Here is a 6,509-nt window from a genome sequence, read left to right as displayed (position 1 = left end):
GCGGCGGGGGGGGGGCCGGCGGGGGCGGCGGGGGGGGGGGGGGGGCGGCCCCCGGGGGGGGGGGGGGGGGGGGCCGGGGGGGCGGGGGGGGCGGCGGGCCCCCCCCCCCCCCCCCCCACCGCGGGGGAGTTCACGCGTCGCTGCGCACCAGGCGGACGGCGGCGCCGGCCAGGGCGAGCACCGTCCAGCCGAGGAAGACGAGCAACCCGGCGGTCGGCGAGAGGGTGGTCGAGTCGTGGTGCAGGGCGAACATCGCCTCGCCGGCGTGGCTGGGCAGGTAGGGGCTGAGGTGGCTCTGCCAGGAGGTCGGCAGCAGCGAGGTCAGACCCGGGACCAGCATCAGCGAGGCGACCAGGACGGCGATGCCGCCCGCCACCGACCGCAGCAGCGCGCCCAGGGCGACCCCGATCACCCCGACCAGGGCGAGGTAGAACCCCGCGCCGAAGAGGCCGCGGACCACACCCGGATCGGAGATCGTCATCGCCGCGCGGGTGCTCGCCAGGATGCCGCTGTCGGCGAGGAAGACGGCGAACACGCCCGCGGTGCCGAGCAGCAGGGCGATCACGCCGAACACCGCGGCCTTGGACCACAGCACCGGCAGGCGGCGCGGCACGGCGGCCAGGGTCGAGCGGATCATGCCGGTGGAGTACTCGCCGGCGGCGACCAGCACGCCCAGCACGCCGAGCGCCAGCTGCGCGAAGTTGGTGCCGAACAGCGACAGGCTCAGGGCGCTCGCCGAGGCGAAGTCCCGGTCCATCGGGCGGCCGGAGGTGATCCTCGACTTGAACTGGACGGCGGCGATCAGCCCGAAGCCGACGAGGAACAGCAGGGCCAGGCCGAGGGTGATCCAGGTGGAGCGCAGCGACCACAGCTTCGCCCACTCGGAGCGCAGCACCCGGGCGGCCGTCACCCGGTGGACGGGGCGTGCGGGGCGCGCGCCGGCGGGTGCGGAGGTCTTGCTCGGTGCGATGGTGCTCATGCCGCACTCCTCGCGGTCTCGGTGCCGGCCTCGTCGCCGGCGGTGGTGCCGGTGCCGGCGGTGCGGCCGGTGGTGGAGCCGTGGTACTCCACGGCGTCCCTGGTCAGGTCCATGAAGGCCTCCTCGAGGGAGACCGTGCGGGGCGTCAGTTCGAACAGGGCGATGCCGTGCTCGGCGGCGGTGAGGCCGATCTCGCGGGCCGTGCGGCCGGTGACGAGGAGCTCCTCGGTGCCCGAGCGGCCGGTCACCTCGACGCCGGGCCCGGCCAGGGCCGAGCGCAGCCGGGCCGGGTCGGCGCTGGCGACCTTGACGGCGTCCCCGCCGGCCTGGCGGACCAGCTCCTGCACGGTGGTGTCGGCCAGCAGCCGCCCGCGCCCGACGATGATCAGGTGGTCGGCGACGAGGGCGACCTCGCTCATCAGGTGCGAGGAGACGAAGACGGTGCGGCCCTCGGCGGCGAGGGAGGTGAGGAGGTTGCGGATCCAGAGCACGCCCTCCGGGTCGAGGCCGTTGACCGGCTCGTCCAGCATCACCGTCGCCGGGTCGCCGAGCAGGGCGGAGGCGATGCCGAGCCGCTGGCCCATGCCGAGCGAGAACGCCCCGGCGCGCTTGCGTGCCACCGAGGTGAGGCCGGTCAGCTCGACGACCTCCTCGACCCGGCGGCGGGGGATGCCGTGGGTGTGGGCCTGCGCCATCAGGTGGTTGAACGCCGAGCGCCCGGGGTGGATCGACCGGGCCTCCAGCAGGGCGCCGACCTCCTGCAGCGGCGCGGCGTGCTCGGCGTAGCGGCGGCCGTTGACGCGCACCGAACCGCTGGTCGGCGCGTCCAGTCCGACGATCATCCGCATCGTGGTGGACTTGCCCGCGCCGTTGGGCCCGAGGAAGCCCGTCACCGTGCCCGGCCGGACGGTGAAGTCCAGCCGGTCGACGGCCGTCTTCTCGCCGTACCGCTTCGTCAGCTGGTGCGCCTCGATCATCGCTCACCCCTGTGCTCCGGGGCCGGACCGTCCCGGCCGCCCTCACCGTCCACGCTAGGCGCCGGGGCGGCCCGATCCGTGGTACCCGGGGGCTGATCACCCCCAGGCGGGTAGTACCGCGGTACCACGCACGGTGCGCCCTCCGGGTGGTCGGGCCGGCTCGCGGCTGCGCCCTCCGGGTGGTCGGGCCGGCCCGCGCCGTGCTCCGGCCGGTCGGCGGTACCAAAGTTGTCTGGTCAAGTTCGGCCGGAGTTCGCCCGGGAGCCCTTCCCACGGACGGCCCGGACCGGTAGCTATGTGCAGCCGGTCGCGCACGCCCCGGCACCACCCTCACCCAAGCTACGAGGTATCCCCATGCGACTGCGCCGGAGCGCCCTCGGCGGGCTGCTCGCCACCCTCCCCCTCGTCGGCGCGCTGGTCGTCGCCGCCCCCGTCACCGCCACCGCGGCCGGGAGCAGCGGCAACCTGATCGTCAACGGCGACGCGGAGGCCGGCGGCTACTGCACCAGCGACTGGAGCGCCGCCACCACCGTCCCCGGCTGGACGGTCCAGGCCGGCGGCACCGACGTCATGTGCCACTCGGTGGCCTCCATCGGCCTGCCCACCGACGGCAACACGCCCGGCCGGGCCTTCTTCGGCCCCGGCAACTTCGGGGACGGCGCGATGGCGCAGACCGTCGACGTCTCCTCCGCGGCCGCCGCCGTCGACGGCGGCGGCGTGCACTACAACCTCTCGGGCTGGCTGGGCGGTTGGGCCGCCTACAGCGGCTACGTCGCCGTCAGCCTGCACTTCCACGACGCCGCCGGGCGCCCGCTCGGCGCCGCCGCCACGCTGCCCACGGTCTCCGCGACCGACCGCGGCCTGAGCACCCGGTTCCTCTCCCGCAGCACCACCGGGGCCGTCCCCGCCGGGACGCGCTCGATCCAGGTCGAGGTCCAGTTCCTGTCCAGCTCGAACGAGACCGGCTACCTCGACGACCTCTCGCTCACCCTCGACACCCCGGTCGCCGCACCCGCGCCGCTCACCCCGCCCGCGTCCGCGGTGCCCGGCTACGACCACGTGTTCACCGTCATGATGGAGAACACCGACTACGCCCAGATCATGAACGACCCCGCGGACACGCCGTTCATCCACGGCCTGATGGCCCAGGGCGCCACCCTCACCGACGCCCACGGCGTCTACCACCCCAGCGACGAGAACTACCTCGCCGTCGCCGGCGGCGACACCTACACCAAGGGCGCCACCTACTGGCCCAACATCAACTCCCCACAGCGCAACCTCGGTGACACCCTGGAGGAGGCCGGCAAGACCTGGAAGGCCTACGAACAGGGCATGGGCACGCCCTGCAACACCACCAAGGCCTACGACAGCTCCTACATGCCGGACGACGCGCCGTTCATCAACTACACCGACATCAGCGGCAACCCGGCCCGCTGCGCGGCCCACCTCTTCGACACCAATCAGCTGACCACCGACCTGCAGTCGGCGGCCACCACGCCGAACTTCTCCTGGATCGCCGCCGACGACTACTACGACGGCGAGGGCTCCGGCAACGGCAGCGCCACCAGCCTCAAGGTGCAGGACGGCTGGCTGAAGCAGACCCTCGCCCCCGTGCTGTCCTCCCCGGCCTGGACCCAGCAGCGCTCCCTGCTCGTCCTCACCTGGGACGAGAGCGAGAGCGAGGGCTACAACCACCTCGCCACCGTCCTCGTCGGCTCGCAGGGCACCGTCCCGGCCGGCACCAGCAGCCCGCTGCACTACGACCACTACGGCATCGGCCGCACCATCGAGGCCGCCCTCGGCCTGCCCGGGCTCACCGGCAACGACACCTACGCCACGCCGCTCAACGCCGCCTTCGCGCCCTCCGGGGCGACCGGGCCGACCCTCACCGGAGACCTGAACGCCGTGGCCAACGGCGGCAACCTCACCCTGCGCTACGCCCTGCCGAACGCCTCCCAGGCCGGCCCGAAGAACTGGGTCGGCGTCTACCCGGCGGGCGTCACCCCGGGCTCGCGATCCTCGCTGACCTGGTCCTACGCGCCGAACCAGAGCGGTGCCGTCACCCTCTCCACCGGCAAGCTGAGCGGCGCGGGCCGGTACGACGCGTACTACCTGGCCAACGACGGGTACTCGGTGCTGGCGGGGCCCTTCACGGTGACGGTCGGCTGACGCGGGACGGCCGTCGGGGCCGGGGCCACGTGGTGGCACCCGGCCCCGACGGCGGGTTCGGTCGTGCGCTGCTGCGCTCGTGCGGTGCTGGGTTCCGGCGGGCTCGTGGGCGCGTCCGGCCGCGGGCGCAGTTGCGGGTCCAGCCGCGGGTTCAGCTGCGGGTTCAGCTGCGGGCGAGGAGCTCCAGGGTGTCGACGACGCGGTTGGAGAAGCCCCACTCGTTGTCGTACCAGGCGACGACCTTGACGTGGCGTCCGTGCACCCGGGTCAGCGCGGCGTCGAAGATCGAGGACGCCGGCTGGCCGGTGATGTCGGAGGACACCAGCGGCTCGTCCGAGTAGTCCAGGATGCCCTTGAGACGGCCGTCGGCGGCCCCCCGGTAGGCGTCCAGGACCTGCTCCAGCGTCACCTCGCGGGAGACCGTGGTGTTCAGCTCCACCAGGGAGCCGACCGGGACGGGCACCCGGATCGAGTCGCCCGACAGCTTGCCGTCCAGGGTCGGCAGCACCAGGCCGATCGCCTTCGCCGCACCGGTGCTGGTGGGCACGATGTTGACCCCGGCGGCCCGGGCGCGGCGCATGTCGCGGTGCGGGCCGTCCTGGAGGTTCTGCTCCTGGGTGTAGGCGTGGACGGTGGTCATGAAGCCGTGCTCGATGCCGGCCAGGTCGTCCAGCACGGAGGCCAGCGGAGCCAGCGCGTTGGTGGTGCACGACGCGTTGGACACGATCACGTGCTCGGCCGGGTCGTACGCGTCGGTGTTGACGCCGTAGGCCAGCGTGACGTCCGCGCCGTCCGAGGGGGCGCTCACCAGGACGCGCTTGGCACCGGCGGTCAGGTGGGCGCGGGCGGCGTCGGCGGCGGTGAAGCGGCCGGTGGCCTCCAGCACGAGGTCCACGCCCAGCTCCGCCCAGGGCAGCGCGGCCGGGTCGCGCTCGGCGAGCACCGCGATGCGGTGGCCGTCCACCACCAGGTCGGTGCCGTCGACGGAGACGGAGCGGCCGAGGCGGCCGAGCGCGCTGTCGAACTTGAGCAGGTGGGCCAGCGCGTCGGGGGCGGTGAGGTCGTTGACGGCAACCACCTCGAGGTCGCTGCCGCGCTCCAGCAGGGCGCGCAGGGTGTTGCGTCCGATGCGGCCGAAACCGTTGATCGCGATGCGGGTCACGGGGGGTTCCCTTCGTTCCGTTCGTGCTGCCACCTCGTCGGTGCACCCCCATCCTCTGCACCGGGCACCGGGCCCGACAGGGGCCGGATCGACACGCTCCGCAAGGATCCCGCCAAGCCGGTGGCGGCCCGCCCGATCGCGCTGACCTGCGCCGACCCGCAGACGCGCTGACGCCTTGACCCGCCGACCCGCCGACCACGCCGTGGCGGTCAGGGCGTCCGGGCGGCGAAGGTGTGCCGGTACTCCGTGGGCGAGGTCCCGAGGATGCGCTGGAAGTGCAGGCGCAGATTGGCCCCCGTCCCCAGCCCGACCCGGTCGGCGACCTGCTCGACCCCGAGGTCGGTGCGCTCCAGCAGCTCGCGCGCCAGGTCCACCCGGGCCCGTAGCACCCACTGCATCGGCGTGTAGCCGGTGTCCTGCACGAACCGCCGGGAGAAGGTCCGCTCCGAGACCCGGGCGATCCGGGCCAGCCCCTCCAGCGTCAGCGGCTCCGACAGGTGCGCCAGCGCCCACTCCCGGGTGCCCGCGAACAGGTCCCCCAGCGGCTCGGGCACGCTGCGCGGCACGTACTGGGCCTGCCCGCCGCTGCGGTACGGGGCCGCCACCAGGCGCCGCGCCGTGTGGTTGGACAGCCCGACGCCGTGGTCGCGCCGCACCAGGTGCAGGCACAGGTCGATCCCGGACGCCGCCCCCGCCGAGGTCAGCACGTCGCCCTCGTCGACGAACAGGACGTTCTCGTCCACCGACACCAGCGGGTGCTGCTCGGCCAGCGCCCTGGTGTAGTGCCAGTGCGTCGTCGCCTTGCGGCCGTCGAGCAGGCCGGTGGCCGCCAGGGCGAACGCCCCCGTCGAGATCGCCGCCAGCCGTGCCCCCCGTTCGTGGGCGGCCACCAGCGCCAGGACGACCTCCTCCGGCGGCCGGGTGCCCGCAGGGTCCCGGTAGCCGGGCACGAACACCGTGTCGGCCCACGCCAGCGCCTCCAGCCCGTCGGCCACGTGGTACGCCAGCCCGTCCCCGCCGGTCACCAGCCCGGGCCGCGCCCCGCACACCCGCACCTCGTACGGCATGCTCGGTCGGCGGGAGAACACCTGCGCCGGGATGCCGACGTCCAGCGGTTTCGCGCCCTCCAGCACCAGTACGGCCACCCGGTGCCTCGCGTGCCCCATCGGACTCCTCCCGTTCCCGTTCCGTGCCCGGGGTGGCTCGGGTGCCACCCATCGCA

The 6,509-nt window shown here is 74.2% G+C and carries 5 protein-coding genes; 1 reads left to right on the top strand and 4 read right to left on the bottom strand.

Going from position 1 to position 6,509, the window contains the following annotated elements; translation table 11 throughout:
* Positions 1 to 130: 130 nt before the first annotated feature.
* Both ACFYUY_RS07660 and ACFYUY_RS07655 read right to left on the bottom strand, forming a co-directional pair.
* Entirely contained in the window at positions 131 to 979 is an 849-nt protein-coding gene (locus ACFYUY_RS07660) for an ABC transporter permease (RefSeq protein WP_360216229.1), read from the bottom strand.
* A complete protein-coding gene (locus tag ACFYUY_RS07655) occupies positions 976 to 1,956 on the bottom strand; it encodes an ABC transporter ATP-binding protein (protein ID WP_387898955.1) in 981 nt (326 codons plus the stop codon). Before ACFYUY_RS07655 ends, ACFYUY_RS07660 begins: the two co-directional genes overlap by 4 nt.
* Before the next feature lie 354 nt (positions 1,957 to 2,310).
* Here ACFYUY_RS07655 and ACFYUY_RS07650 point away from each other — a divergent pair, with 354 nt between their 5' ends.
* Positions 2,311 to 4,125 carry an alkaline phosphatase family protein gene (locus ACFYUY_RS07650; protein ID WP_387898952.1) on the top strand — a complete coding sequence of 605 codons (1,815 nt, stop codon included), beginning with the start codon at positions 2,311 to 2,313 and terminating at the stop codon, positions 4,123 to 4,125.
* A gap of 163 nt (positions 4,126 to 4,288) precedes the next feature.
* On the opposite strand, the gene gap is transcribed toward ACFYUY_RS07650, so the two are convergent.
* Both gap and ACFYUY_RS07640 read right to left on the bottom strand, forming a co-directional pair.
* Positions 4,289 to 5,287, bottom strand: a complete 999-nt coding sequence (gene gap / locus ACFYUY_RS07645) for a type I glyceraldehyde-3-phosphate dehydrogenase (protein ID WP_360216220.1) — start codon at positions 5,285 to 5,287, stop codon at positions 4,289 to 4,291.
* A gap of 209 nt (positions 5,288 to 5,496) precedes the next feature.
* Positions 5,497 to 6,453, bottom strand: a complete 957-nt coding sequence (locus ACFYUY_RS07640; protein ID WP_360216217.1) for a helix-turn-helix domain-containing protein — start codon at positions 6,451 to 6,453, stop codon at positions 5,497 to 5,499.
* Between the last annotated feature and the right edge of the window lie 56 nt (positions 6,454 to 6,509).

Source organism: Kitasatospora sp. NPDC004745 (assembly GCF_042873275.1).
Classification (GTDB): domain Bacteria; phylum Actinomycetota; class Actinomycetes; order Streptomycetales; family Streptomycetaceae; genus Kitasatospora.
The sequence above is the reverse complement of the archived record's forward strand: the minus strand, read 5'-3'. Positions and strand labels throughout refer to the sequence as shown.

Excerpts from the sequence above, each read along its gene's own strand:
- ACFYUY_RS07660 (WP_360216229.1), bottom strand. The coding sequence starts at position 979 with ATGAGCACCATCGCACCGAGCAAGACCTCCGCACCCGCCGGCGCGCGC.
- ACFYUY_RS07655 (WP_387898955.1), bottom strand. The coding sequence starts at position 1,956 with ATGATCGAGGCGCACCAGCTGACGAAGCGGTACGGCGAGAAGACGGCC.
- ACFYUY_RS07640 (WP_360216217.1), bottom strand. The coding sequence starts at position 6,453 with ATGGGGCACGCGAGGCACCGGGTGGCCGTACTGGTGCTGGAGGGCGCG.
- ACFYUY_RS07650 (WP_387898952.1), top strand. The coding sequence starts at position 2,311 with ATGCGACTGCGCCGGAGCGCCCTCGGCGGGCTGCTCGCCACCCTCCCC.